At 72.8% G+C, this 22,576-nt stretch carries 22 protein-coding genes and 1 pseudogene; 21 read left to right on the top strand and 2 right to left on the bottom strand.

From position 1 onward, the window contains the following. The 3 genes and pseudogenes from AC07AL_RS36140 to AC07AL_RS36130 form a co-directional block, all read left to right on the top strand. Positions 1-117: pseudogene (locus tag AC07AL_RS36140) on the top strand (NmrA family transcriptional regulator); the annotation flags it as partial. A gap of 181 nt (positions 118-298) precedes the next feature. Further along, positions 299-892 (top strand): anthrone oxygenase family protein, encoded by a 594-nt coding sequence (locus AC07AL_RS36135; RefSeq protein WP_478319429.1) that lies wholly within the window; start codon positions 299-301, stop codon positions 890-892. Between the two features lie 235 nt (positions 893-1,127). Further along, the gene (locus AC07AL_RS36130; RefSeq protein ID WP_478319428.1) at positions 1,128-1,832 is read left to right on the top strand and encodes a polysaccharide deacetylase family protein; all 705 of its coding nucleotides are present in this window, start codon (positions 1,128-1,130) and stop codon (positions 1,830-1,832) included. A 114-nt stretch (positions 1,833-1,946) separates the two neighbouring features. On the opposite strand, the gene AC07AL_RS36125 is transcribed toward AC07AL_RS36130, so the two are convergent. Then, the gene (locus AC07AL_RS36125; RefSeq protein ID WP_063350758.1) at positions 1,947-2,441 is read right to left on the bottom strand and encodes an anthrone oxygenase family protein; all 495 of its coding nucleotides are present in this window, start codon (positions 2,439-2,441) and stop codon (positions 1,947-1,949) included. A gap of 156 nt (positions 2,442-2,597) precedes the next feature. Here AC07AL_RS36125 and AC07AL_RS36120 point away from each other — a divergent pair, with 156 nt between their 5' ends. The 4 genes from AC07AL_RS36120 (at position 2,598) to AC07AL_RS36105 (ending at position 7,765) form a co-directional block, all read left to right on the top strand. After that, entirely contained in the window at positions 2,598-3,605 is a 1,008-nt protein-coding gene (locus AC07AL_RS36120) for an AraC family transcriptional regulator (protein WP_350886904.1), read from the top strand. 171 nt (positions 3,606-3,776) lie between these two features. Then, positions 3,777-4,937: an SGNH/GDSL hydrolase family protein gene (locus AC07AL_RS36115; protein ID WP_478319427.1), complete on the top strand. Its 1,161-nt coding sequence runs from the start codon at positions 3,777-3,779 to the stop codon at positions 4,935-4,937. A gap of 101 nt (positions 4,938-5,038) precedes the next feature. After that, positions 5,039-5,635, top strand: coding sequence for a hypothetical protein (locus AC07AL_RS36110; RefSeq protein WP_478319426.1), 597 nt, complete (start codon positions 5,039-5,041; stop codon positions 5,633-5,635). Positions 5,636-5,791: 156 nt separating this feature from the next. After that, positions 5,792-7,765, top strand: coding sequence for a LamG-like jellyroll fold domain-containing protein (locus tag AC07AL_RS36105; RefSeq protein ID WP_363633406.1), 1,974 nt, complete (start codon positions 5,792-5,794; stop codon positions 7,763-7,765). Positions 7,766-7,809: 44 nt separating this feature from the next. Here the strand turns inward: AC07AL_RS36105 and AC07AL_RS36100 are convergent, their stop codons facing one another. Continuing rightward, positions 7,810-9,063, bottom strand: a complete 1,254-nt coding sequence (locus AC07AL_RS36100; protein ID WP_478319430.1) for an SLC13 family permease — start codon at positions 9,061-9,063, stop codon at positions 7,810-7,812. A 176-nt stretch (positions 9,064-9,239) separates the two neighbouring features. On the opposite strand from AC07AL_RS36100, the gene AC07AL_RS36095 reads away from it, so the two are divergent. The 14 genes from AC07AL_RS36095 (at position 9,240) to hypE (ending at position 22,452) form a co-directional block, all read left to right on the top strand. Beyond that, the gene (locus AC07AL_RS36095) at positions 9,240-10,295 is read left to right on the top strand and encodes an NADH-quinone oxidoreductase subunit B family protein (protein ID WP_363588702.1); all 1,056 of its coding nucleotides are present in this window, start codon (positions 9,240-9,242) and stop codon (positions 10,293-10,295) included. 89 nt (positions 10,296-10,384) lie between these two features. Then, positions 10,385-12,169 (top strand): nickel-dependent hydrogenase large subunit, encoded by a 1,785-nt coding sequence (locus tag AC07AL_RS36090; RefSeq protein ID WP_363588701.1) that lies wholly within the window; start codon positions 10,385-10,387, stop codon positions 12,167-12,169. Then, the gene (locus AC07AL_RS36085) at positions 12,166-12,627 is read left to right on the top strand and encodes a thioredoxin (protein WP_363588699.1); all 462 of its coding nucleotides are present in this window, start codon (positions 12,166-12,168) and stop codon (positions 12,625-12,627) included. Before AC07AL_RS36090 ends, AC07AL_RS36085 begins: the two co-directional genes overlap by 4 nt. After that, positions 12,624-13,271 (top strand): DUF5947 family protein, encoded by a 648-nt coding sequence (locus AC07AL_RS36080; protein WP_363588697.1) that lies wholly within the window; start codon positions 12,624-12,626, stop codon positions 13,269-13,271. The genes AC07AL_RS36085 and AC07AL_RS36080 overlap by 4 nt, the downstream gene beginning before the upstream one ends. After that, positions 13,268-14,020 carry a DUF6084 family protein gene (locus tag AC07AL_RS36075; RefSeq protein WP_478319425.1) on the top strand — a complete coding sequence of 251 codons (753 nt, stop codon included), beginning with the start codon at positions 13,268-13,270 and terminating at the stop codon, positions 14,018-14,020. The genes AC07AL_RS36080 and AC07AL_RS36075 overlap by 4 nt, the downstream gene beginning before the upstream one ends. Beyond that, a complete protein-coding gene (locus AC07AL_RS36070; protein WP_363633403.1) occupies positions 14,017-15,387 on the top strand; it encodes a hypothetical protein in 1,371 nt (456 codons plus the stop codon). Before AC07AL_RS36075 ends, AC07AL_RS36070 begins: the two co-directional genes overlap by 4 nt. Further along, positions 15,384-15,899: a hydrogenase maturation protease gene (locus AC07AL_RS36065; RefSeq protein WP_363588691.1), complete on the top strand. Its 516-nt coding sequence runs from the start codon at positions 15,384-15,386 to the stop codon at positions 15,897-15,899. Before AC07AL_RS36070 ends, AC07AL_RS36065 begins: the two co-directional genes overlap by 4 nt. Beyond that, positions 15,893-16,006: a DUF6893 family small protein gene (locus tag AC07AL_RS36060; protein ID WP_478319424.1), complete on the top strand. Its 114-nt coding sequence runs from the start codon at positions 15,893-15,895 to the stop codon at positions 16,004-16,006. Before AC07AL_RS36065 ends, AC07AL_RS36060 begins: the two co-directional genes overlap by 7 nt. A 217-nt stretch (positions 16,007-16,223) precedes the next feature. Continuing rightward, the gene (hypA, locus tag AC07AL_RS36055; RefSeq protein ID WP_363588689.1) at positions 16,224-16,604 is read left to right on the top strand and encodes a hydrogenase maturation nickel metallochaperone HypA; all 381 of its coding nucleotides are present in this window, start codon (positions 16,224-16,226) and stop codon (positions 16,602-16,604) included. A gap of 5 nt (positions 16,605-16,609) precedes the next feature. Further along, positions 16,610-17,470 carry a hydrogenase nickel incorporation protein HypB gene (hypB, locus tag AC07AL_RS36050; protein WP_400986727.1) on the top strand — a complete coding sequence of 287 codons (861 nt, stop codon included), beginning with the start codon at positions 16,610-16,612 and terminating at the stop codon, positions 17,468-17,470. Beyond that, on the top strand, positions 17,467-19,800 hold the full coding sequence (gene hypF, locus AC07AL_RS36045) for a carbamoyltransferase HypF (RefSeq protein ID WP_363633399.1): 2,334 nt from the start codon (positions 17,467-17,469) through the stop codon (positions 19,798-19,800). Before hypB ends, hypF begins: the two co-directional genes overlap by 4 nt. A gap of 60 nt (positions 19,801-19,860) precedes the next feature. Further along, entirely contained in the window at positions 19,861-20,187 is a 327-nt protein-coding gene (locus AC07AL_RS36040) for a HypC/HybG/HupF family hydrogenase formation chaperone (protein ID WP_363588714.1), read from the top strand. Next, the gene (hypD, locus tag AC07AL_RS36035) at positions 20,184-21,308 is read left to right on the top strand and encodes a hydrogenase formation protein HypD (RefSeq protein ID WP_363588683.1); all 1,125 of its coding nucleotides are present in this window, start codon (positions 20,184-20,186) and stop codon (positions 21,306-21,308) included. Before AC07AL_RS36040 ends, hypD begins: the two co-directional genes overlap by 4 nt. A 76-nt stretch (positions 21,309-21,384) precedes the next feature. Next, complete coding sequence (hypE, locus tag AC07AL_RS36030) at positions 21,385-22,452, top strand: hydrogenase expression/formation protein HypE (RefSeq protein WP_363588712.1); 1,068 nt, start codon at positions 21,385-21,387, stop codon at positions 22,450-22,452. Positions 22,453-22,576 lie beyond the last annotated feature (124 nt).

Here is a 22,576-nt window from a genome sequence, read left to right as displayed (position 1 = left end):
CTGGACGGTCGTAACGCTTCGTTGGGGGACGGGGTGCGGCGGGCGTTGGGGCGTGAGCCGCGGGACTTCGCCGACTTCGCCCGCGAGGCCGCCGCGTCCGGGGTCTGGGACGTGTGAGCCGCCCACCGATCCGCACAACTCGCAGGCCAGTCAGTTTCGTTGATCGTCGGTGCCGGGCCTCGCCGACTTCCTGACCGTCCATCCGGGTCGAACCCGGGAGCGGTACGGAAGCCGGTGCCCGGGCACCGTGGTGGCCCCCGCGCTGGGCGGGGGCCGGGGAGAAATCGAAGGATTACCGATGCGCTCGAACCAGACCGCGACTCCAGCTTCCTACTCCGCTCCATCCTCCTTCGGCGGCCTCGCGCCGGGCGCCTCGGCGGCCCCCGCCGCACGGAGCAAGGCCGCCGGGCCCGTCCTGGCGGGCGCCACCATCGCGATGGGCCTGATGGCGGGCCTGTTCTTCGCCTTCGACGTGTCCGTGATGCCGGGCCTCGCGGCGGGCGACGACCGGACGTACGTGACGGCGATGCAGCACATCAACAAGTCGATCGAGAACGGCATGTTCGGCCTGGTCTTCGTCGGAGCCTTCGTGGCGACGGGCGTGGCGGCCTGGCTCCAGCACAAGGCCGGCCGGCGCCAGGCGGCGCTGTGGGCTGCCGGGGCGACGGTGCTCTACGTGGTGGCCCTGATGGTCACCATGGGCGTCAACATCCCGCTCAACAACCAGCTGGCGCAGGCCGGCGACCCGTCCCAGATCACCGACTTCGCGGGCGTGCGCGCCAAGTTCGAGGGCACCTGGGTGGCCACCAACATGCTCCGCACGCTGCTCTGCGCGGGCGGCCTGGCGGCCCTGACCCGGGCGCTGGTCCTGCACGGCCGCGCCTCGCGCTGAACGGCCGGGCCCCGCAACGGGGTTGACGCCCCTGGTGGATCCCCACCGGGGGCGGTCGCCGTGCCCGGCCCTGTGCCTGGCCCTGTTCCCGGCCCTGATCCCGGCCCTGTTTCCGCGGCTGGTCAACCCGCCGGGCAGCTGGCCGAATTCACCCCCGGCCGGTCGCGGCGGCGGCGCCCTTCGGCGCAGACTGGTCGGTACAGGGCGGTTCCGGCACCAGGGGCAGGGGGCAGGCATGGCCGTACATTCCGGCAGGCGCAGGGCGGTTGGGCGGATTCGGACCGCGATCGGCGCACTCGCCGTCGCCCTGGTGGCGGGAGCGGCGGTCGCGGTGCCGGCCGCACCCGCCGAGGCGGCGGGCGCCAAGGCCGACAAGGGAGGAAAGGTCGTCTACCTCACCTTCGACGACGGCCCCAGCCCCACGTACACGCCGAAGATCCTCGGGATCCTCGCCCGCTACGGCGTGCGTGCGACGTTCTTCGAGATCGGGCAGAACGTCGCCGCCCATCCGGCGCTCACCGGGCAGGTCGCCCGGGCGGGCCACAGCGTGCAGAACCACTCCTGGTCGCACCCGGACCTGCGCCGGCTCTCCGCCTCCGCCGTCAACGCCCAGGTGGCGAACACGGACAAGGCGATCCGCGCCCAGACCGGCCGCACCCCGAGCTGCCTGCGCCCGCCCTACGGTGCGGTCGACGGCGCGGTGCGCTCGCGGGCGGCGGCGCTCGGCAAGCAGGTCGTGCTGTGGTCGGTTGACCCGACCGACTGGTCCCGGCCGGGAACGGCGGCCATCCAGTCCCGGGTGCTGAAGAACGTCCGCCCGGGCTCGGTGATCCTGCTGCACGACGGCGGCGGAGACCGCAGCCAGACCGCCGCCGCACTTCCGACGATCCTCTCCACCCTCAAGTCACGCGGGTACACCTTCGGGACCCTCTGCGGCTAGGCCCTGTCCGGGGCAAGATCCGCCGGACGGGCCATAGCCCCCGGATACGACTTCGAACTCCCACGAGGCACGCGGGAGTTCGAAGGTGTATCCGGGGGTCCGGCCGGGCGCGGGTCAGGCCTGGCCGTGCAGGATCAGCGCCCAGGCGAGGCAGGCGACGGCGGCGGTGCAGAGCAGGGCGCGCAGCACGTTGAAGCGGACCCAGCGGGCTTCGAAGCGCCCCCGGACGGCGGCCGGGTCGGTGATGCGCCGGGGCTCGCCGCCGGCGGCGAGTTCGTCGTTGAGCGGGATGTTGACGGAGCGGGTGACGCCGATCGCGGCGATGTAGAGCACCAGGGCGGCCACGGTGGCGGGTAGCGCGTGGTGGCCGTCGGAGGGCAGGTGGAGGGCGACGGCGGCGCCGGTGGTGAGGAGGGCGCCGACGAAGCCGAGGACGAACCAGCCGTTCAGGATGGCCACGTTGATGCGCTGCATGACCTCGATGAAGGTGCGGTCCTCGACCCGCGCGAGCGCGGGCATGACCGAGCACGCGAACGCGTAGAACAACCCGGCGGTCAGTCCACAGGTGACGGTGGCCGCCACCAGTGCGAGTGTGCGTGCCAGTTCCATCTTCTTAGCCCCTCACTGTCTCTGCGTATCTGCGTATCGGTTCGTCCCCCGTGCGCCGATCATCCGGCATCCGGGCCGCTCGGGCCACCTCGATCACTCAAGACCCTCTCAAATGACGAACCGTCAAATGATGTCTTGCCGTCTACACTTGGGGCCATGGACACTCTGACGGGACTCCTCGACGGCCCCAAGGCCCGCGGTGCGTTCCTGCTGCGCTCGATCCTCACCCCGCCGTGGTCGCTGCGGATCGAGGACCGGGCCCCGCTGTCGGTGGTGACGATGGTTCGCGGCGAGGCCTGGATCCTGCCCGAGCGCGGCACGCCGCTGCTGCTGCACCCCGGCGACGTGGCGATCGTCCGCGGCCCGGAGCCGTACACGGTGGCGGACGACCCCGACACCCCCGTGGACGTGATCGTCGGCCCCGGGCAGGTCTGCACGCGCGGCGGTGTGGACGTCTCCGAGGTGATGTCGCTCGGCGTCCGGACCTGGGGGCAGGGCCGGGAGGGCGACCAGGCGTCCTCGGTGGTCCTGTCCGGCACCTACCAGGCCGAGCACGAGATCGGTCAGCGCCTGCTCGCCTGCCTGCCGGCCCTGCTGGTCCGCCCGGCCGGCACCGGTGCCGACGACACCCTGGTGCACCTGCTGGCCGCCGAGATAGGGCGCAACGAGCCCGGTCAGGAGCTGGTCCTGGACCGCATCCTGGACCTGCTGGTCGTCTCCGTGCTGCGCTCCTGGCTTGCCGCCCCCGACTCCGGCGCCCCGGCCTGGTACCGCGCCCAGCACGACGCCGTCGTCGGACCGGTGTTGCGGCTGATGCACGACGACCCGGCCACCGCCTGGACGGTCGCCGACCTCGCCCAGCGGGTCGGGGTGTCGCGGGCGGGCCTGGCCCGCCGCTTCACCGGCCTGGTCGGCGAACCGCCGATGGCCTACCTGGCGGGCTGGCGGCTGGCCGTCGCCGCCGACCTGCTGCGCGAACCCGAGTGCACCGTCGCCTTCGCGGCCCGCAAGGTCGGCTACAGCAACGCCTTCGCCCTCTCGGCGGCCTTCAAGCGCGTCCGCGGCGTCAGTCCGCAGGAGCACCGCCGCCTCGCCGCGACCGGCGCCCCGGCCCAGCAGGCCGGCTTCTCCGGCCCGGCGGAGACGGTCATCCTGGCGGGCTGACGCCGCGGCCGTGGCCGCCGCCGACAGCCAAGGCCTGGGGATCCAGGACCGGGAATCCAATGTCGTAATCTCATTTGCCTAAACTTATTAGGCAATCTCATACTGGCTATAGCCGGATGGCAGAAAGCACATGGCACGGGCAGGGCCCGCACAGAACGCGATGGAACAACGATGAACACCTCTTTCACCACCCCCGTCACCGAGGCCCTGCTGCACGGCCACCTCGACGTCGAGCACACCGGACGCGGCCTGCTGCCGCACCGCCTGCCCGCCCGGGCCCGCCGGCAGATCCCCGACGAACAGCTCGCGATCGCCGAGTCCCAGCCCACCGGCGTCCGGCTGGCCTTCCGCACCCGCGCCACCGCGATCGACCTGCACACCGTCCCGACCAAGCGGGCCTACGTGGGCGTGCCCACCCCGCCCGACGGGGTGTACGACCTCCTCGTCGACGGGCAGCTGACGGCGCAGACCACGGTGTCCGGCGGCAACCTGCGCACCATCGACATGGTCACCGGCCGCGTCGAGCTGACCCAGGGCCCGCCCGGCACCGCCCGGTTCACCGGTCTGCCCGCACGGGACAAGACCGTCGAGATCTGGCTCCCGCACACCGAGACCACCGAACTCCTCGCCCTCGACACCGACGCCCCCGTCACCCCGGTCCCGAACGGCACCCGCCGTCGCTGGCTGCACCACGGCAGCTCGATCAGCCACGGCTCCAACGCCACCCACCCGACCGGCACCTGGCCCGCCCTGGCGGCGTCCGCGGGCGGCGTCGACCTGGTCAACCTCGGCTTCGGCGGCAGCGCGCTGCTCGACCCGTTCACCGCCCGCGCGATCCGCGACACCCCCGCCGACCTGATCAGCCTGAAGATCGGCATCAACCTCGTCAACGCCGACGTGATGCGCCTGCGCGCCTTCGTCCCGGCGGTGCACGGCTTCCTCGACACCGTCCGCGAAGGACACCCGGCTACGCCGCTGCTCGTCGTCTCCCCGATCCTCTGCCCGATCCAGGAGGACACCCCGGGGCCCCTCGCCGTCGACTTCAGCACCGGGGCACTGCGCTTCCGGGCCACCGGCGACCCGGCCGAGACCGCGGCGGGCCGCCTCACCCTCACCGTCATCCGGACCGAACTCGCCCGCATCGTCGCCGCCCGCGCCGCCGACGGCGACCTCAACCTGCACTACCTGGACGGCCGTTCGCTCTACGGCCGGACCGACCACGACGACCACCCGCTCCCCGACGACCTGCACCCGGACCAGGCCGGCCACCACCGCATCGCCGAGCACTTCACCCGCCTCGCCTTCGGAGACACCGGCCCGTTCGCTGACTGACCCGCCCGCCGCCGCCCTCGTGCGCGACAATCATCCGGTGATCGGGGGCAACGGGCCAAGGGTTAACGACCGAGGGTCAACGGCCGAGGGGGAGAAGGCAGATGAGGTACACCTGGAGCAGGACAGCCACCGGCCTGGCGGCGGCCGTGACGGTGCTGGCGCTCGCCGGCTGCGGATCGACGAGCGCACCGAGCAACGCATCACACACCGAATCCCGCGAGCCCGGCCAGGCCGGGGCCGAGGCCCTGGCCCGCCACGACCGGCTCTTCCCCCAGGTCGCGGCGACATGCGCGGGCGTCGCCGCCACACCGCCGTCCGCCCCGGCCGCCGCCCCCACGGGCGACGGCGGTACCTGGGCCGACAAGTACGCGGAGAACCACGCCTACAAACAGACCGTCAGGCTCCTCGCCGACGCCCAGTGCCGCGGCGAGGCCCACGCGGCACGGATCGCGGACGCCCTGCGGCCCGCCGGCACGCCGGCCGTCCTCGACGAAGCCGGCCTCCGCGCGGCGCTCCAACGCCTCGGCTACCCCGCCGAGCTGGTCAACGTCCGCACCTCCACCGGCGCCCCCGGATTCGACCTCCAAATCCCCGAAGCCGTCTTGTGCGTCAGCGGCCTGCTGACCTCCCCGCCCGACATCCACCCGCACGGCATGTACCTGGACGGCGGCTGCACCGAACCCGAGGGCGGCCACTGACCCGGCCACTGACCCAGCAGCAGAAGCCGGACGGGGAACAGGCCCGCGGGGGACGTTCCCCGGGCGTTCACCGTGCGGAGGCCGGCCGTCCGATCGGCGGTCCGCGTCGTGCCCCTAACGTCGCGATCACCGTGCACGGCCCGAGGAGCTGCCCCGATGAACCACCATCAGAACGACCTTCCCCACGACGACCACGGGTCGAGCTGCCCGCGGACCGTCGGGTTCGACTCCGACGCGCCGGCGGCGGCCGGACGCCGCGCCTTCCTGCGCGCGACGGGGCTGGTAGGCGCCGGGCTGGCGGTCCTCGGGGCGGGCTCCACGGCGACGGCGTCGGCGGACGAGCCCGCCGACGCGACGGCCGACGCCTTCGGCGCGCCCGCCGCCGCGGACGACGGCCGGGGCGCCTGGGATCCGGACCCGGACGGCCCCCGCTTCTCGCTGGCGGTGATGCCCGACACCCAGTACCTCTTCGACGACGACCGGATCCACCCCGCCCCGCTGGAGGCCTCGCTGCGCCACGTGCTGGACGGCAGCGACGAGAACTTCGTCTTCCTCGCGCACCTGGGCGACGTCACCCAGAACGGCAAGGCCGAGGAGTTCGCCGCCGCGGGCAAGGCCTTCACCCTCCTCGACCGCCACGGCGCGGCCTACAGCGTCCTGGCCGGAAACCACGACGTCGGCTCGGGCAGCGACGACCAGCGGGGCCGGACGGCGTACCTGGACACCTTCAACCCGGCCCGGTTCGCCCGCTCGGCGACCTTCAAGGGCGCGAGCCCGGACGGCTACAACACCTACCACCTGTTCCGGGGAGCGGGCCGGGACTGGATGGTGCTCTCGCTGGACTGGCGGCTGTCCGACCGCGGCTTCGCCTGGGCGAACTCGGTGATCGCCCAGCACCCGACCGTGCCGGTCATCCTCACCACCCACGACCTCGCCTACGCCGACGACGGCGGCGCCGCCCAGCTGTCCGACCACGGGCACGCGCTCTGGGACAGGCTGATCAGCGGCAACGACCAGATCTTCCTCACCCTGAACGGCCACTACTGGCCGCCCGGCAGCACCACGCTGACCAACAAGGCAGGCCACGACGTCCACGTCCACATCACCAACTACCAGAACCGGTACTACGGCGGCGCGGCGATGATCCGCGCCTACCGCTTCGACCTGGACCGCAACACCATCGACGTGCGGACGTACTCGCCCTGGATCCAGCAGCTGGCCGCGGAGAAGGTCAACCGCCTCGCCAGCGAGGAGATCGAGCTGACCGGCCCGGTGGACAGCTTCTCGGTGCAGGTGGACTTCGCGCGGCGGTTCGCCGGCTTCGCCCCGGTCCCGGCCCGCCCGGCCCGCCCCGCGCGTCAGCTGACGATCCCGGGCACGGTCGCCTACTGGCGCTTCGACGGCGGCCGGCCGGCCGGCAGCGCCGTCGCCGACTCCCAGGTCGTCAAGGACCTGAGCGGTCACGGCAACGACCTCGTCAAGCAGACCGCCCCGGGCAGCCCGGCCGGGACGCTCACCTGGTCCACCGAGTCGCACCCCGACCAGCCCGGCCGCGGCAGCCTCTACTTCGGGGGCCGGGGCAAGCCGGTCCAGGGCGCGTACCTGCAGACCGTCGCCAAGGCCCCGATGAACGCCGACACCTTCCAGCAGGGCTACACCTTCGAGGCGTTCTTCAAGCTGCCGGCCGACTGGGACGCCGGCCGCAACGCCTGGACGGCGCTGCTCAGCCGCTGGGGCACGAGCGGGGAGGCGGGGAAGACCGGCCCCGACACCGACCCGCAGGAGCCGGTCGCCACGCTCAGCCTGTCCGGCGGGCGGGAACTGCAGTGGTGCGTCTACCCGACCAACCTGAGCGGCCCCGTCACCAACTGGGGCCACGAACTCCCGCTCGGCGCCTGGTGGCACGTCGCGGTCGTCAACAACAAGCGGCTCACCCGGATGTACGTGAACGGCTGCGAGGTCGTCCGCAACCCCTCGACACCGTCCGAGGGCCTCAGCACCCTCGGCCACCCCTGGCTGCTCGGCGGCTACGAGTACGGCGGCGCGCTCAGTCAGGTCTTCCACGGCTGGATCGGCGACGTCCGCGTGGTCAACCGCCCCCTGCCGGTCCGGGACTTCATGATCTCCTGACACCCCCGCGCCCCGGGGCGCCCGCCCCACGGGCGCCCCGCCCGTCAGCCTCCCAGCGCCCGCAGCGACACCCACAGCGCCAGGACGGACAGCACCAGCGCCGACGGGACGGTGAGCAGACCGAGGCGGGTGAACTCGCCCAGCCGGACGGTGCTCCCGTGCTGGTGGACGATCTTGCGCCACAGCAGGGTGGCCAGGGAGCCGGCGTAGGTGAGGTTGGGGCCGATGTTCACGCCGAGCAGCATCGCCAGCACCGCACCCGGGCCGGAGGCCGCCGTCAGCGGCAGGAGGACCAGGACGGCGGGCAGGTTGTTGATCACGTTCGCGAGGACGGCGGCCAGCACGGCGACCGCGAGCAGGGACGGCAGGCCGGTGCCGGTGGGGACCACGTGGCCGAGCGCGGTGGCGAGGCCGTTGTCGACGACGGCGCGGACGACGATCGCGAGGGCGACGACGAAGGCGAGGAACGGAACGTTCGCGGCCCGGACGACCGCCGTCGGCGTGATGCGGCGCCGGGCGAGCGCCCGGCCGGCCAGCACGAGGGCCCCCGCCGCGGCCGCCCACGCCGGATTGACGCCCAGCGCGGAGGTGAGGACGAACCCGCCGAGCGTGCAGGCCACCACGACGAGCGCGAACAGCGGCAGCTCGGGGGCCGCCTCGTCCGGTGGCGGCGGGGCCCCGCTGTCCAGGTCGGCGGCGAAGAACCGGCGGAAGACCGCGTACTCGGCGCCGATCGCCACCAGCCACGGCAGGGCCATCAGCGCGGCGAACCGGGTGAAGCTCAGGCCGCTGGCCGCGAACGCCAGCAGGTTGGTCAGGTTGGACACCGGAAGCAGCAGCGACGCGGTGTTCGACAGGTGTGCGCAGGCGTAGACGTGCGGCTTCGGCCGGGCTCCGAGCCGGGTGGCGGTCGCGAACACCACCGGGGTCAGCAGCACCACCGTCGCGTCCAGGCTCAGCACCGCGGTGATCACCGAGGACAGGGCGAACACCTGCACCAGCAGCCGTCCGGGCCGCGCGGCGGTCCGGGCCATCCACGCCCCGCAGGCGTGGAACAGCCCCTCCTCGTCGCACAGCTGCGCCAGTACCAGCACCGCCGCCAGGAACCCGACCACCGGCCCCAGCCGTTCGGCCTCCTCCAACGCGTGCGCGGGCGATATCGCTCCGGTGGCGACCAGCAGGGCGGCGGCGGGCACCGCGACGGCGGCCTCGGGCCAGCCCCACGGCCGCACGACGGCACAGGCCAGCACGGCCAGCAGCAGTACCAGTGCCAGGCCCTCCGCGAGCGGGGTGTTCAGTGCGGGCTCCCTTCGAGACCAGCCGAGTCCGGCTGACGGCCACCCGGACGGGTGCACCGGCGCGCGTCCCTTCGAGCGACCTGCCCGGCTCTCTGGACCGGCGGCCGGACTGAACTGCTGCTATGAATTTTTTGAGCCTATCTGTTCGGCTCCCGTTTTTTTGAGGAGGCATCCTCATGGGTGCGGTTGCAACAACTTCAGCCGATGCCGCCGTGGTGCACATTCTCTGGATCAATGCGGGTCTGAGCTGCGATGGGGACTCGGTCTCCCTGACCGCGGCGATGCAGCCCAGCATCGAGGAGATCGTCACCGGCGCGCTCCCCGGCCTGCCGGAGGTCGCCGTCCACTGGCCGCTGATCGACTTCGAGTGCGGTCCGGTCCAGGGCGCGGACAACTTCGTGGAGTGGTTCTTCAAGGCGGACCGCGGCGAGCTCGACCCCTTCGTCCTGGTCGTCGAGGGTTCCATCCCGAACGAGACGATCAAGGAGGAGGGCTACTGGTGCGGTTTCGGCGACAACCCGGACACCGGCCAGCCGATCACCACCAGTGAGTGGCTGGACCGCCTCACCCCCAAGGCCACCGCGGTGGTCGCCATCGGGACCTGCGCCACCTACGGCGGCATCCACGCGATGGCCGGCAACCCGACCGGTGCCATGGGCGTGCCCGACTACCTGGGCTGGGACTGGAAGTCCAAGGCGGGCCTGCCGATCGTCTGCGTGCCGGGCTGCCCGATCCAGCCCGACAACTTCGCCGAGACGCTGACCTACCTGCTGTACCAGCTGGCCGGTTCCGCGCCGATGATCCCGTTGGACGACAAGCTGCGTCCGGCCTGGCTGTTCGGCGCGACCGTGCACGAGGGCTGCGACCGCGGCGGGTACTACGAACAGGGCCAGTTCGCCACCGACTACGGCACGCCCGAGTGCCTGGTGCGCCTCGGCTGCTGGGGCCCGGTCGTCAAGTGCAACGTCGCCAAACGCGGCTGGATCAACGGCATCGGCGGCTGCCCCAACGTCGGCGGCATCTGCATCGCCTGCACCATGCCGGGCTTCCCCGACAAGTTCATGCCGTTCATGGACCCGCCTCCCGGCTCCCGGGTCTCGACGGGTGCCAGCTCGGCGTACGGGGCGGTGATCCGCCGCCTGCGCACGATCACGGGCCGGACGGTCGACCGGGAGCCCAAGTGGCGGCACACGGGGCGCCGCCTGACCACCGGTTACCGCCCGCCGTGGTGACCCCTTTCCCCCTTCGGCCCGCCCGCCCCGCCCGGGGCGGGCGGGCCGTTGCAGAGCCTCCTCCCGCTGACAGAAGGGCATGACAGACGATGGCACCGACGACCAGGACGGCCGGCGACGGCAGCGGTCTGGTGGAGATGTCCTGGGACCCGATCACCCGGATCGTGGGCAGCCTGGGCATCCACACGAAGATCGACTTCAAGCAGAAGAAGGTCGCGGAGTGCTACAGCACCTCCTCGGTCTTCCGCGGCTACAGCGTCTTCATGCGCGGCAAGGACCCGCGCGACGCGCACTTCATCACCAGCCGGATCTGCGGCATCTGCGGCGACAACCACGCCACCTGTTCGGTCTACGCGCAGAACATGGCCTACGGGGTCAAGCCCCCGCACCTCGGCGAGTGGATCATCAACCTCGGCGAGGCCGCCGAGTACATGTTCGACCACAACATCTTCCAGGAGAACCTGGTCGGGGTCGACTACTGCGAGAAGATGGTCCGCGAGACCAACCCCGGCGTCCTGGAACTGGCCGAACGCACCGAGGCACCGCACGCCGGCGACCACGGGTACCGCACCATCGCCGACATCATGCGCTCACTGAACCCCATCGAGGGCGAGTTCTACCGCGAGGCGCTCCAGGTCAGCCGCTACACCCGGGAGATGTTCTGCCTGATGGAGGGCCGCCACGTGCACCCCTCCACCCTCTACCCCGGCGGCGTCGGCACGGTGGCCACCGTCCAGCTGTTCACCGACTACCTGACCCGGCTGATGCGCTACGTGGAGTTCATGAAGAAGGTCGTGCCGCTGCACGACGACCTCTTCGACTTCTTCTACGAGGCCCTGCCCGGCTACGAGGAGGTCGGCCGGCGCCGCGTCATGCTCGGCTGCTGGGGCAGCCTCAACGACCCGGACCACTGCGACTTCACCTACCGCAACATGACGGACTGGGGCCGGCGGATGTTCGTCACCCCGGGCATCGTGGTGGACGGCAAGCTCGTCACCAACGACCTCACCGAGATCAACCTCGGCATCCGCATCCTGCTCGGCAGTTCCTACTACCAGGACTGGGAGGGCAAGGAGCTCTTCGTCACCCACGACCCGCTGGGCAACCCCGTCGACCCCCGCCACCCCTGGAACCAGCACACCATCCCGGCCCCGCAGAAACGCGACTTCGACGACAAGTACAGCTGGGTGATGTCCCCCCGCTGGTTCGACGGCAAGGACTACCTCGCCCTCGACACCGGCGGCGGTCCGATCGCCCGCCTGTGGTCCACCGCGCTGTCCGGACTGGTCGACATCGGCTACATCAAGGCCACCGGACACAGCGTGCAGATCAACCTGCCGCGCTCCATGACCAAGCCGGAGACCACCTTCGAGTGGAAGATCCCGCAGTGGAGCAACGCCATCGAACGCAACCGCGCCCGCACCTACTTCCAGGCCTACGCGGCCGCCGCGGCCCTGCACTTCGCCGAGAAGGCGCTCGACGAGGTCCGGGCCGGGCGCAGCCAGACCTGGGAGCGCTTCGAGGTGCCGGACGAGTCGATCGGCTGCGGTTTCACCGAGGCCGTACGCGGCGTGCTGTCCCACCACATGGTGATCCGGGACGGCAAGATCGCCAACTACCACCCCTACCCGCCGACCCCGTGGAACGCCAGCGTCCGCGACAGCTTCGGCACCCCCGGCCCCTACGAGGACGCCGTCCAGAACACCCCGATCTTCGAGGAGAACCCCCCGGAGACCTTCAAGGGCATCGACATCATGCGCGCCGTGCGCAGCTTCGACCCCTGCCTGCCCTGCGGCGTCCACATGTACCTGGGTGACGGGAAGACGGTGCAGACCATGCACGTGCCCACCGGGCTGAGCGGACTCACCGCATGACCCCGGAACAGGCGGGGGCCCGCATCCAGGAGGCCCTGGACCAACTGGCCGGCGCCGACGCGCAGGAGGCCGGCGAGCACCTCGTCCGCGAACTGATGGCCCTCTACGGCGACGCCCTGGCCCGCCTCGTCCAGGCCCTGCCGCCCGCCGCGCTGGCCCGGCTGCTGGACGAACCGTCGCTGGCCGGGCTGCTCGTCCTGCACGACCTGCACCCCGAGGACGTCACCGCCCGCATCACCCGCGCACTCGCCACCCTGCCCGAACCGGTCGACCTGGCCGCCTTCGACCCCGCCACCGGCACCGCCCGGCTGCGCCGCACCCGCAGCGGCTGCGGGTGCGGCGAACAGGACATCGAGAACGCCCTGGCCTGCCACGCCCCCGAGGTCACCGCGGTCGAGCTCGAACGCCCCGCGGAACTGCTGCAGATCGGCGCTCGGCCCCCGGCGGACCCGCGATGACCTTCCGCCAGCTCGACCGGCCCGGCACCGCGCTGCTGCGCCGGCTGCGGGAGCCCGCACCCCCGCAGCCGCAACGCTGCGAGTTCTGCGGCCGGCACCTGCCCGCCGAGCACCGCCACCTGGCGGACACCGACCAGCAGGCGCTCACCTGCGCCTGCACCGCCTGCGCCCTGCTGTTCCAGCAGCCCGGCGCGGCCGACGGCCGCTACCGCGCCGTCCCCGACCGCTACCTGACCGACCCGGCCCACCCCCTCGGCGAGGACGCCTGGGCAGCCCTCGGCATCCCGGTCGCCACCGCGTTCCTGCTGCGCACCACGCGTCTGCAGCGGTCCGTCCTGCTCTACCCCGGCCCGGGTGGCGCGACCGAGGCCGAACCCGACGAGGCCGCCTGGCAGGCCGCGCTCGGCGGCAGCCGCCTCCACGCCGCGCTGCGGCCGGACGTCGAGGCGCTACTGCTGCGGCGCGACACCGATGGCATCCAGTGCTACCTGGTGCCGGTCGACGTCTGCTACGAACTCGTCGGCCGGCTGCGGCGCTGCTGGAAGGGCTTCGACGGCGGGGCCGAGGCGCGCGCCGAACAGGCCGCCTTCTTCGACCGCCTGGCCGCCCGGTCCCGCGTCCTCCCCGAAGGCGGCGCCCGGTGACCTCGATCTCCTTCGCCTGCACCGGAGTGCGGGCCGATCCCTACGCCGCCGGGCCCGCCCTCGTCTTCCGGCTGCGCATCACCGCCCCCGCCGACGTGCGGGTGCACGCGCTGGCGCTGCGCTGCCAACTGCGGATCGAACCGGCCCGCCGCCGCTACGGCGACGCCGAGGGCGGGCGGCTGACCGACCTGTTCGGCGAGCGCTCACGCTGGGCCGGCACCCTCCACCCGGTCCAGTTCGCCCAGGTCCCGCTGCTGGTCGGCGCGTTCACCGGCGAAACCGAGACCGACCTGGTGGTGCCCTGCACCTACGACATGGACGTCTCCGCCGCCCGCTACCTCGCCGCACTGGACGACGGGGACGTGCCGCTGTTGCTGCTCTTCTCGGGTACCGCCTTCGCCGGCCCCGGCGGCTTCCAGGTCACCCCGGTGGCCTGGGACCAGGAAGCCGCCGTGCGGATGCCGGTCAAGGTCTGGCGGGAGGCGATCGACGCGCACTTCCCGGGCTGTGGCTGGCTCCGGCTGCCCGCCGACCTGATGGCCGAACTGCTCGCCTACCGCTCCCGGCACGCCCTGCCGTCCTGGGAGGCCACCGTGCGCGAGCTGCTCGGCACGGCCCCGACCACGAAGCCGACCCGGACCACAGCGACGACCCAGACCACAGTGCCGACCCGGACCACAGCGACGACCCAGGCCGCGAAGCCACCCCAGGCCGTCAAGGCGGCCCAGACCGCGAAGGGGGAGCGGTGACCGCGCCCGCCCACGAGAGCGAGAACAGGTTCGCCCACGCCCGGCAGATCGCCGACGCCGTCCTGTTCGAGGGCTACGTGCTCTACCCCTACCGGGCGTCAGCGGCCAAGAACCGGCTGCGCTGGCAGTTCGGCGTCCTGACCCCGCCGCGCTACGGCGCCGACAGCGGCGAGCACTCCCACCAGCGCACCGAGTGCGTGATGGAAGCGCGCCAGGGCGACCAGCTGGCCGTCGAGCTGCGGTTCCTGCGCCTCCAACGGCGGACGGTCCAAGAGGCCGGCAGACAGGGCGGATTCCGGACCGTCGATGAGCTGGAGCTCGCCGACCGGGTGCTCGTCCCCTGGGACGAAGGGGTCGAGGAGCGGATCGAACTCCTCATCCCGGTCGAGGAATTGGCGGCCGGTGAAGCCGTCCGCGGCTTCGAACTCGACGCGTCCGAGGACGAGGAGCCGCTCGTCGAGGACGGTGCGCTGGCCGGGCGGCTCCTGCGCCGCCGCGAACGGGTCCAGGGCCGACTGCGGATCACCGCCCAGGACGTACCCGGCCCCTACCGGGCGCAGCGGCTGACCGTCCTGGTGGAGAACACCTCCGACTGGGACCCGGTGCCCGGCACCCGACGCGAGGCCGCACTGGCGCACGCCCTCGTCTCGGCCCACCTGCTGCTCGGCCTCGACCGCGGCTCCTTCCTCTCGGCGACCGACCCGCCCGAGTGGGCGGGCGAGGCGGTGCGCGCCTGCCGCAACGAGCACACCTGGCCCGTGCTGGCGGGCCCGCCCGGCAGCGGCAAGGTGCTGCTCTCCTCGCCGATCATCCTGGATGACCACCCGCACATCGCCCCCGAGAGCCCCGGCGCGCTCTACGACGCCACCGAGATCGACGAGATCCTCGCGCTGCGCACCGCGGCCCTGACCGAGCGGGAGAAGCGCGAGGCCCGGGGCACCGACGACCGGGCCGGCGCGGTGATCGACCTCGCCGACTCGATGCCCCCCGAGATCCTGGAACGGCTGCACGGCGCCGTCCGGGGGCTGCGCGAACTCACCCACCCCGAAGCCGGGGCGGACCGGCCCTGGTGGGACCCGGGCAACGACCCGCAGACCGACCCCGAACGGGACCAGGTGATGATCGACGGCCGCCCGGTCGCCGCCGGCAGCCGGGTGCGGCTCCGGCCCGGGCGCCGCCGCACCGACGCCCAGGACGTGTTCCTGCACGGGCGCACCGCGCTGGTGGAGGCGGTGCTGCACGACGTCGACGGTTCGGTGCACCTGGCCGTCACCGTGGACGACGACCCGGGTGCCGACCTGTGGCGGGCGCAGGGCCGCTTCCGGTACTTCCAGCCGGACGAGGTCGCCCCGGTGGAAGGGCCGTGAGCGCCGACCGGACCGGGCGGGTCCTGGTCGCCGGGGTCGGCAACATCTTCCTCGGCGACGACGGCTTCGGGGTCGAGACCGTCCGGCGCCTCGCCGCCCGGGAGCTGCCCGCCGGCGTCGAGCTCCTCGACGTCGGCGTGCGCGGCGTGCACCTGGCCTACCAACTCCTCGACGGCTACCGGACGCTGGTGCTCGTCGACGCCACCGCGCGCGGCGGCGAGCCGGGGACGGTGTACCTGATCGAAGCGGACGCCGGACCGGTGGAATCGATGGTCCTGGACGGCCACCGGATGGGCCCGGACGCCGTGCTCGCCCTGCTCGCGACCCTGGCCGCCGGAACGGGCGGCACCGCGCCCGGGCGGGTCCTGGTGGTCGGCTGCGAACCCGCCTCACTGGAGGAGGGAATCGGACTGAGCACCCCGGTGGCCGCCGCCGTCGACGAGGCGGTCGCCGTGATCCTGCGCGTCCTCACCACGGACGCACACACCCACAGAGAGGCGGCACCATGCTGAAGAACCTCGCCGTCGCGGCCGTCGCGGCCGTCCTGGCCGCAGCCGCGGCGCTGATCTGGCAGAGCCTTCCCGACCTGAGGCGCTACCTGCGGATCCGGCGGATGTAGGAGCGGATGCGGTAGCGGAGCAGTACGCGCGGGGACCACCACCGGCGTGCTGCGAACAGGTAGTCACGGATACGGCGGCGGCGCGGCTTCGAGCCGTTCCCGCCGCCGCACCCTGTAATGGGGCCTGTTGCTCACGGGGCCTGTTGCTCACGGGGCCCGGACACCGGGCCCGCGCCCCCACGGAGCCGGGCGCCTCCAACCGCGGGAAACGAGACAGATGCACGAGATGTCGATCGCGACGGCCGTCGTCGACCAGGTGGACCGGGCCGCCCGCGCACACGGGGAGAGCGCCGTGGCCAGAGTCCGGCTGCAGATCGGCGAACTGGCCGGAGTCGTTCCGTCGGCACTCGACTTCTGCTTCGAACTGGCCTGCGCCGGAACGCTGTTGGAAGGTGCGGTGCTGGAGACCGAGGCCGTCGCCGCACGGGCGAAGTGCACGCCCTGCGGGGTCGAGTGGAGCGTCGGCATGCCGCCCGACCTGGGCTGCCCGCGCTGCGCCGGCGCCAGGGTCGAACTGCTGGCCGGGCGTGAGCTGCAGATCCTCGGCGTCGAGTGGTCCGAGCCCCCGACGGGCGCCCGGACCGATCAAGGAGGCTGAAACCGATGTGTCGCACCGTTGATCTCCGGCAGGCGGTTCTCGCCCGCAACGACGACGACGCCCGGCGGCTGCGGGCGGAACTGGCCGCTCGGGGCACCGTCGTGGTGAACCTGCTGTCCAGCCCGGGCAGCGGCAAGACGGCGCTCCTGGAGGCCGAACTCGGCCTGGCCCGGGAGCGCGAGGTGCCCGTCGCGGCCCTCACCGCCGACCTCGCGACCGAGAACGACGCGCGCCGGCTGGCCCGTTCGGGCGCGCCGGTGAAGCAGGTCCTCACCGACGGCCTGTGCCACCTGGAGACGGCGATGCTGCGCGGGCACCTGGCCGGCTGGCTGCCGCCGGACACCCGGCTGCTGTTCGTCGAGAACGTCGGCAACCTGGTCTGCCCCGCCTCCTACGACCTCGGCGAATCGCTGCGGGTCGTCCTCGCCTCGGTCACCGAGGGAGAGGACAAACCGCTCAAGTACCCGACCGCCTTCGGACTGGCCAACCTGGTGCTGGTCACCAAGGCGGACCTCGCGGTCGCGGCACAGTTCGACGAAGCGGCCTTCCTCGCGAGCGTCGCGCGGGTCAACCCGGGGGTGGAGGTGGTCTTCACCTCGGCCCGCACCGGGCAGGGCGCCGGGGCGCTGCTGGACCGGGCGCTCGCGGTGCTGGCCGGAGCGCAGGTCCACCGGCCGGTGATGGCCGGCGCGCACGACCACGACCACGGCAACCACCACGACCTCGGCAACCACCACGACCACGACCACGACCTCGGCAACCACCACGACCACGACCACGACCTCGGCAACCACCACGACCACGACCACGGCAACGACCACGCGGGGGCCCACGACCACCCGCACCCGGCCGTGGACCTGCCGTGACCACGGATCAGCAGCCGTCCCTGCTCCAGCGCCGCCGGGTCGCCGTGCGCGGACTCGTCCAGGGCGTCGGCTTCCGACCGTTCGTCTTCACCCTCGCCACCGAACTCGGGCTGTCCGGCAGCGTCACCAACACCGGCGAGGGCGTGCTCGCCGAGATCGAGGGCACCGGCGAGGCGGTGACCGCGTTCTGCCGGCGCATCGCCAGCGACGCGCCCCCGCTCGCCGACGTCGCCTCGGTGGACCACCAGCCGCTGGCCGTCACCGGCACACCGGGCTTCGTCATCACCCCCTCCCGCGCCGACGGACCGCACCGCACCCAGATCCCCCCGGACACCGCCACCTGCGCCGACTGCCTCGCCGAACTGGCCGACCCCGCCGACCGCCGCTACCGGCACCCGTTCATCAGCTGCACCAACTGCGGGCCCCGCCACACCATCGTCACCGCCCTGCCGTACGACCGGGCCAACACCACGATGGCGGCCTTCGCGATGTGCCCCGACTGCGCCCGCGAGTACGCCGACCCGGCCGACCGGCGCTTCCACGCCCAGCCCGTCGCCTGCCACACCTGCGGCCCGACCCTCACCCTGTCCGTCCCCGGGCTCCCCGTACTCGACGGCGAGCAGGCGCTCACCGAGGCCCGGCGCCTGATCACCTGCGGAGCGGTCCTGGCCGTCAAGGGCATCGGCGGCTACCACCTGGCCTGCGACGCCACCGACGCGGACACCGTCGCCCTGCTGCGCAGGCGCAAGCGGCGCGGTGACAAACCCTTCGCCCTGATGGCCCGCGACCTCGAACAGCTCAGGGCCCTGGCGGCATCCGGGGCGGTGGAACTGGGGCCCGTCGAGGAAGACCTGCTCACTGGCCCGGTGCGGCCGATCGTACTGCTGCGCCGGGGGCAACACCGGCTCGCGGAACTGGAAGCAGCCGCTCCGCGCAGCCCCGACCTCGGCGTGCTGCTGCCGTACACCCCGCTGCACCACCTCCTGCTCGCCCCTCCCGGCCCCGGACTGCTGGTCATGACCAGCGCGAACCTGTCCGGCGAGCCCATCGTGACGGACGACCGGGAGGCCCTCGCCCGCCTCGCCCCGCTGGTCGACGGCTGGCTCACCCACGACCGCCCCATCCACGTGCCCTGCGAGGACTCCGTGGTGCGGGTGGTGGACGGGCAGCCGCTGCCGGTACGGCGCTCGCGCGGCTACGTGCCGCTCCCGGTGCCCCTGCCGGTGCCGGTGCGGCCCGCGCTGGCCGCGGGCGGCGACCTCAAGAACACCTTCGCGCTGGCCCGGGACGGCTACGCCTGGCTGTCCGGCCACCTCGGCGACATGGACGACCTCGCCACCCTCCGGGCCTTCGACCGCGCGGTGGACCACCTCGGCGCCGTCACCGGCGTGCAGCCCGAAGTGCTCGTCGTCGACCGCCACCCCGGCTACCGCTCTGCCCGGCACGTGCGCAGGTCGGCCCGGGGCCGTGAGGTGCGGGACGTCCAGCACCATCACGCGCACATCGCCTCGGTGATGGCCGAGCACGGCCTCGACGGCAGCCGGCCCGTGATCGGGATCGCCTTCGACGGCACCGGCTACGGAGAGGACGGCGCGGTGTGGGGCGGAGAGGCGCTGCTGGCCGACTACCGGGGCTTTCGGCGTCTCGCCCGGCTCGACTACGTTCCGCTGCCGGGGGGCGACGCGGCCGTGGTGCGCCCGTACCGGATGGCGCTGGCCCATCTGCGGGCGGCAGGACTCCCGTGGGCGGCCGGCCTGCCGCCGGTGCGTTCCTGCCCTGCTGAAGAACTCCGACTGCTATCCCAGCAGTTGGACCGATCGGTGAACTGCGTGCCGACCTCCAGCATGGGCCGGCTGTTCGATGCGGTGTCCTCGCTGGCCGGGGTCTGCCAGCAAGCCGGGTACGAGGCGCAGGCGGCGATCGAGCTGGAGGCGGCTGCCCTCGCGCACGGGCCGGTGGCCGGCCCGGGGGAGGCCTACGCATTCCAACTCGCCGACGAGGGCGGGGTGGTGACCGCCCGACCGGGGCCGGTGCTGGCCGCGGTGGTGGCGGACCTGGCGTCAGGGGCGCCACCCGGACTGATCGCCGCCCGGTTCCACGCGGCGGTGGCCGCGCTGGTACGGGCGGTGTGCGCCGAGATCGGGCGGCGGCACGGCACCCAGACGGTCGCGCTGAGCGGCGGCGTCTTCGCCAACGCGCTGCTGTCCTCGGCGTGCGCGCGGGGCCTGGCGGAGGACGGGTTCACCGTGCTGCGGCACCGCCGGGTGCCGCCCAACGACGCGGGGCTCGCGCTCGGCCAGTTGATGGTGGCGGCGCGGGCCGACGGCTGAGTGGCCGCCCGCACGAAGTTCGGCAGGTTCGGAGGAACCGGAGAGAGGAGGGAGACCGCGATGTGCCTGGCGGTACCCGGAAGAGTGTTGGAGATCGCGGAACGCGACGGGACCAGGATGGCGGTCGTCGACTTCGGCGGGGTCGTCAAGGATGTGTGCCTGGAGTACCTGCCGGACCTGAAGGTGGGCGAGTACGCCATCGTCCACGTCGGGTTCGCCCTGCAGCGGCTGGATGAGGAATCGGCTCGCCGGACCTTGCAGCTGTTCGAGGAACTCGGCCTGCTCCAGGAGGAGTTCGGCGACCCCTGGGAGGCCGCGGAGACTGCGGAGGCTGCCGCGGCCTCGGCAGCCTCGGCAGCCTCGGCGAAGCGGGAGGAGGAACGGTGAGATACCTGGAGGAGTTCCAGAACCCCGAGCTGGCCGGCGGCCTGCTCGCCGACATCAGGGCGACGGTCACCCGGCCGTGGGCGCTGATGGAGGTGTGCGGCGGTCAGACACACAGCATCATCCGACACGGGATCGACCAACTACTTCCTCCCGAAGTCGAGTTGATCCACGGCCCGGGCTGCCCGGTGTGCGTCACCCCGCTGGAGGTGATCGACAAGGCGCTGGAGATCGCGGCCCGGCCCGAGGTGATCTTCTGCTCCTTCGGCGACATGCTGCGCGTGCCCGGCACCGGCCGTGACCTCTTCCGGGTACGCGGCGAGGGTGGCGACGTCCGGGTGGTGTACTCCCCGCTGGACGCGCTGCGGATCGCCGAGGAGAACCCGCACCGGGAGGTCGTCTTCTTCGGCATCGGCTTCGAGACCACCGCACCACCCAACGCCATGGCGGTGCACCAGGCCAGGAAGCGGGGCATCGGCAACTTCAGCATGCTGGTCTCGCACGTACGGGTGCCACCCGCCATCGAGGCCATCATGAACTCGCCGCAGTGCCGGGTCCAGGGCTTCCTCGCCGCCGGACACGTGTGCAGCGTGATGGGGACCGACGAATACCCTGCGCTCGCCGATCGCCACCGGGTGCCGATCGTCGTCACCGGCTTCGAACCGCTGGACATCCTGGAGGGAATCCGGCGCACCGTACGGCAGTTGGAGAACGGCGAGCACACCGTCGACAACGCCTACGCGCGGGCCGTACGCCCGGAGGGCAACCCGGCGGCCCGGGCCATGCTGGAGGACGTCTTCGAAGTGACGGACCGGGCCTGGCGCGGCATCGGCGTCATCCCGGACAGTGGCTGGCGGCTCTCCCCGCGCTACCGCGACCACGACGCCGAGCACCGCTTCGACGTCGCGCGGATCACCACCGTCGAACCCGCGCAGTGCCGCAGCGGGGAAGTCCTCCAGGGGCTGCTCAAGCCGCACCAGTGCGAGGCCTTCGGCACCGTCTGCACCCCGCGCACCCCGCTCGGCGCCACCATGGTCTCCAGCGAGGGCGCCTGCGCCGCCTACTACCTCTACCGGCGGCTCGACGCGCCGGGCATCGCCCGGGAGGCGAGCCCCGTTGGCTGAGACCCAGACCCAGACCCAGACCCAGGCCCAGACCCAGACCCAGACGCAGACGCAGACGCAGACGCAGACGCAGACCCTGACCGGCGCCGGCGGCGCCCCGGACATCCTCGGGTGGAGCTGCCCGCTGCCGCTACGCGATCACCCCCGGGTGGTGATGGGGCACGGCGGAGGCGGGGTGCTGTCGGCCGAACTGGTGGCGAACCTGTTCGCCCCGGCCTTCGGCGGGCCGGTGCTCGCCGGGCTCGCGGACTCGGCGGTCGTCGAGCTCGGCGGTGCCCGGCTCGCCTTCTCCACCGATTCCTACGTCGTGCGGCCGCTCTTCTTCCCCGGCGGCAGCATCGGCGACCTCGCGGTCAACGGAACCGTCAACGACCTGGCCATGAGCGGGGCCCAGGCGGCCTATCTGTCCTGCGGCTTCATCCTGGAGGAGGGCGTGGAGACGGCCGTGGTCGCGCACGTCGCCCAGGCGCTGGGCGCCGCCGCCCGGGCCGCCGGGGTGGAGGTGGTCACCGGCGACACCAAGGTCGTCGAGGCCGGGCACGGCGACGGCGTGTACCTGAACACCGCCGGCATCGGGCTCGTCCCGGCCGGAGTCGACATCCGGCCGCAGCGCGCCGCCCCCGGTGACGTGGTGATCGTCAGCGGTGAGATCGGCCTGCACGGCGTGGCCATCATGAGCGTGCGCGAGGGCCTGGAATTCGGTGTCGAGATCGAGAGCGACTGCGCAGCCCTCGGCGGACTGGTGGCCGCGATGCTGGCCGTCACACCCGACCTGCACGTGCTGCGCGACCCCACCCGGGGCGGCCTCGCGGCGGCGCTCGGTGAGATCGCCGAGGCCGCCCGGGTGGGCGTCGTGGTGAACGAGCGGGCCGTCCCCGTGCCCGCGCAGGTCGCCAACGCCTGTGCGATCCTCGGTCTCGACCCGTTCTACGTCGCCAACGAGGGCAAGCTGGTCGCCTTCGTCCCGCGCGAGCACGCCGACGCCGTCCTCGCCGCGATGCGGGCGCACCCGCTGGGCGCGGGCTCGGCAGTGATCGGCGAGTGCGTGGTGGACCACCCCGGTATGGTCGTCTGCCGCACCCCCTTCGGCGGCACCCGCGTCATCGACCTGCCGATGGGGGAGCAACTCCCGCGGATCTGCTGAGGGTTCCGCCCGCCTCGCGCGGGTGGTGGAACAGGATCGGGGGGGGGGGGGGGGGGGGGGGGGGGGGGGGGGGAGGCGGGGGGGGGGGGGGGAGGGGTGGGCGCGGAGAGTCTGCATGCTTATC

Source organism: Kitasatospora sp. NPDC043949 (assembly GCF_056435365.1).
Note: the sequence above shows the minus strand (reverse complement) of the source record. Positions and strands in the feature narration are given on the sequence as shown.

Bases quoted from the DNA above. Each gene is read 5' to 3' on its own strand.
- AC07AL_RS36135 (WP_478319429.1), top strand. From the start codon at position 299: ATGCGCTCGAACCAGACCGCGACTCCAGCTTCCTACTCCGCTCCATCC.
- AC07AL_RS36130 (WP_478319428.1), top strand. From the start codon at position 1,128: ATGGCCGTACATTCCGGCAGGCGCAGGGCGGTTGGGCGGATTCGGACC.
- AC07AL_RS36125 (WP_063350758.1), bottom strand. From the start codon at position 2,441: ATGGAACTGGCACGCACACTCGCACTGGTGGCGGCCACCGTCACCTGT.
- AC07AL_RS36120 (WP_350886904.1), top strand. From the start codon at position 2,598: ATGGACACTCTGACGGGACTCCTCGACGGCCCCAAGGCCCGCGGTGCG.
- AC07AL_RS36115 (WP_478319427.1), top strand. From the start codon at position 3,777: ATGAACACCTCTTTCACCACCCCCGTCACCGAGGCCCTGCTGCACGGC.
- AC07AL_RS36110 (WP_478319426.1), top strand. From the start codon at position 5,039: ATGAGGTACACCTGGAGCAGGACAGCCACCGGCCTGGCGGCGGCCGTG.
- AC07AL_RS36105 (WP_363633406.1), top strand. From the start codon at position 5,792: ATGAACCACCATCAGAACGACCTTCCCCACGACGACCACGGGTCGAGC.
- AC07AL_RS36095 (WP_363588702.1), top strand. From the start codon at position 9,240: ATGGGTGCGGTTGCAACAACTTCAGCCGATGCCGCCGTGGTGCACATT.
- AC07AL_RS36090 (WP_363588701.1), top strand. From the start codon at position 10,385: ATGGCACCGACGACCAGGACGGCCGGCGACGGCAGCGGTCTGGTGGAG.
- AC07AL_RS36085 (WP_363588699.1), top strand. From the start codon at position 12,166: ATGACCCCGGAACAGGCGGGGGCCCGCATCCAGGAGGCCCTGGACCAA.
- AC07AL_RS36080 (WP_363588697.1), top strand. From the start codon at position 12,624: ATGACCTTCCGCCAGCTCGACCGGCCCGGCACCGCGCTGCTGCGCCGG.
- AC07AL_RS36060 (WP_478319424.1), top strand. From the start codon at position 15,893: ATGCTGAAGAACCTCGCCGTCGCGGCCGTCGCGGCCGTCCTGGCCGCA.
- hypA (WP_363588689.1), top strand. From the start codon at position 16,224: ATGCACGAGATGTCGATCGCGACGGCCGTCGTCGACCAGGTGGACCGG.
- hypB (WP_400986727.1), top strand. From the start codon at position 16,610: ATGTGTCGCACCGTTGATCTCCGGCAGGCGGTTCTCGCCCGCAACGAC.
- AC07AL_RS36040 (WP_363588714.1), top strand. From the start codon at position 19,861: ATGTGCCTGGCGGTACCCGGAAGAGTGTTGGAGATCGCGGAACGCGAC.